This window comes from Streptomyces sp. NPDC086835 (assembly GCF_044745705.1).
In the GTDB taxonomy this organism is placed as follows: domain Bacteria; phylum Actinomycetota; class Actinomycetes; order Streptomycetales; family Streptomycetaceae; genus Streptomyces.
Map to the genome: position 1 here is coordinate 1 of NZ_JBIVAU010000035.1, position 1,701 is coordinate 1,701.

1 protein-coding gene and 2 pseudogenes are annotated in these 1,701 nt (G+C 63.1%); 1 reads left to right on the top strand and 2 read right to left on the bottom strand.

Going from position 1 to position 1,701, the window contains the following annotated elements:
* Positions 1–136, bottom strand: a pseudogene (locus ACIPJI_RS36520) (IS701 family transposase); the annotation flags it as partial.
* Positions 137–484: 348 nt separating this feature from the next.
* On the opposite strand from ACIPJI_RS36520, the gene ACIPJI_RS36525 reads away from it, so the two are divergent.
* Positions 485–1,267: a hypothetical protein gene (locus tag ACIPJI_RS36525; protein WP_402251282.1), complete on the top strand. Its 783-nt coding sequence runs from the start codon at positions 485–487 to the stop codon at positions 1,265–1,267.
* 8 nt (positions 1,268–1,275) lie between these two features.
* Here the strand turns inward: ACIPJI_RS36525 and ACIPJI_RS36530 are convergent.
* Positions 1,276–1,610, bottom strand: a pseudogene (locus ACIPJI_RS36530) (transposase); the annotation flags it as partial.
* Positions 1,611–1,701 lie beyond the last annotated feature (91 nt).

Genomic DNA, 1,701 nt, shown 5'->3' on the forward strand with positions numbered 1-1,701 from the left:
ACGGAGCTACCAGCCCCTGCATATACGCAAGCGCCGACTCACGCGGCTCCGACCTGGCAAAGCGGTGCACGAACCGATCATGCAAAGCCTTCAACTCACCCGCCCACGAACGGGCCTCAACACCATCCCCACCCATGGACAACCCAACGACCCACCTGCCCAACCGTCACGGCAAAGACCGTTGCAGTACTAGGCTGTTTCCTTCGGATCACGGTGCGGACCAGATGAAGATGCCGAGGAGGTGGAGGCTGGCCAGGTAGATGGTGGCGGTTTTGTCGTAGCGGGTGGCCAGGCCGCGTCATTGCTTGATCTGCGTGGTTTTCCTCAAGCCCTGCGCGAGCTGCCTCAGCTGTCGGTACCGCCTGCCAACGCTGCGCCTCAGAGCAGCCCGGCGACTTCCCTGAGGGGATTCACCAATTCACCAGGTGGGTGAGCTGCCGTGTCGGGCGTCGGCTGGCGCAGCTCCAGCCTCTAGCGTTGCGTCATGGCACGCGAGGATCCTGCAGGAGCTCCCCCGGAGGCCTCACGTCGCACTGGCCTCCGCGCAAAAGCCAAACATTGGTGGCAGCGTCGGTCGCCCGGAGTCAAAGGCTTGGTTCTCTCCGTAATCGGCGGGATCGCGGTGTTCACCGTGACCGAATGGTTGGGGCCGTATCTTTTTCACCTTGCTCAGCGCATTGCCGGCAGGGAGCAACACGGGCTGGCTATCGACGATGACGAACCCGATGTGAACGGATGGGTCTTCGCAGGAAAGGCATACGCCGATCTCGCGCCGCCGCTAGCACAGGTCGAAGACCTGGACTCATGGGCGAAGCGGAACGGAGGCACACCGGTTTGGCAGGAGCTCCGTTTCATCCTTCGCGGTAAGTCTCAAAAGCCCGTGTTCGTCAAGCGACTGGAACCCAAAGTGGACTGCCGCCCCAGCACCGTAGGAGTGCATATCCAAGAATCTGTATACACGAGCCTGGTTCCCGAGAGGTCGGCAGAACTGCAGGCCGACGCCAAACCCCTAAAGATCGTCTTCACGGACGACCGCGGAAAACCGATCAATCCCCCCGTGTACAAGGTGACGCAAACGGACCCAGAGCACATCACCCTCCACGTCCACACCACCACGCACCGATGCGAGTGGAGTGTGATTGTCCACTGGAGCACAAATGGCAACGCCCACAAGACGAGGATCCCTGATAAGGGTCAGTACGTCGTGACGGGCATCAATGCGGCTACCGAGCACAGGGGTACCGAAGGTGAGCTGTTCTCCGACTAGGCCGTTTATCACCGTGCGGACCAGATGAAGATGCCGACGAGGTGGAGGCTGGCCAGGTAGATGGTGGCGGTCTTGTCGTCGCGGGTGGCCAGGCCGCGCCATTGCTTGATCTTGTTGATGCAGCGTTCGACCGTGTTGCGTTGTCGGTAGGCGGCACGGTCAAAGGCTGGTGGCCGCCCTCCCTGGCTGCCTCGCCGTTGGCGGTGAGCCCGCTGGTCGGCCGGGATCGGGATGACGCGCGTATCCCGCGTCTGCGCGGAAGCTGCCGGATCGCGCGCGAGGAGTACGCCTTGTCGGCGAGGACCGCGTCCGGGGTGGTTCTGGGTCGCCCGACGGTTCGCCGGCAACGCGGATCAGCTGGTCGAGGGTCGTGTCGGCCGGGCGGTAGGCGATGTAGTAGGAGATCTCCTCGGGCCGGCGGACACTGCGGCGGG

Bases quoted from the DNA above. Each gene is read 5' to 3' on its own strand.
- ACIPJI_RS36525 (WP_402251282.1), top strand. From the start codon at position 485: ATGGCACGCGAGGATCCTGCAGGAGCTCCCCCGGAGGCCTCACGTCGC.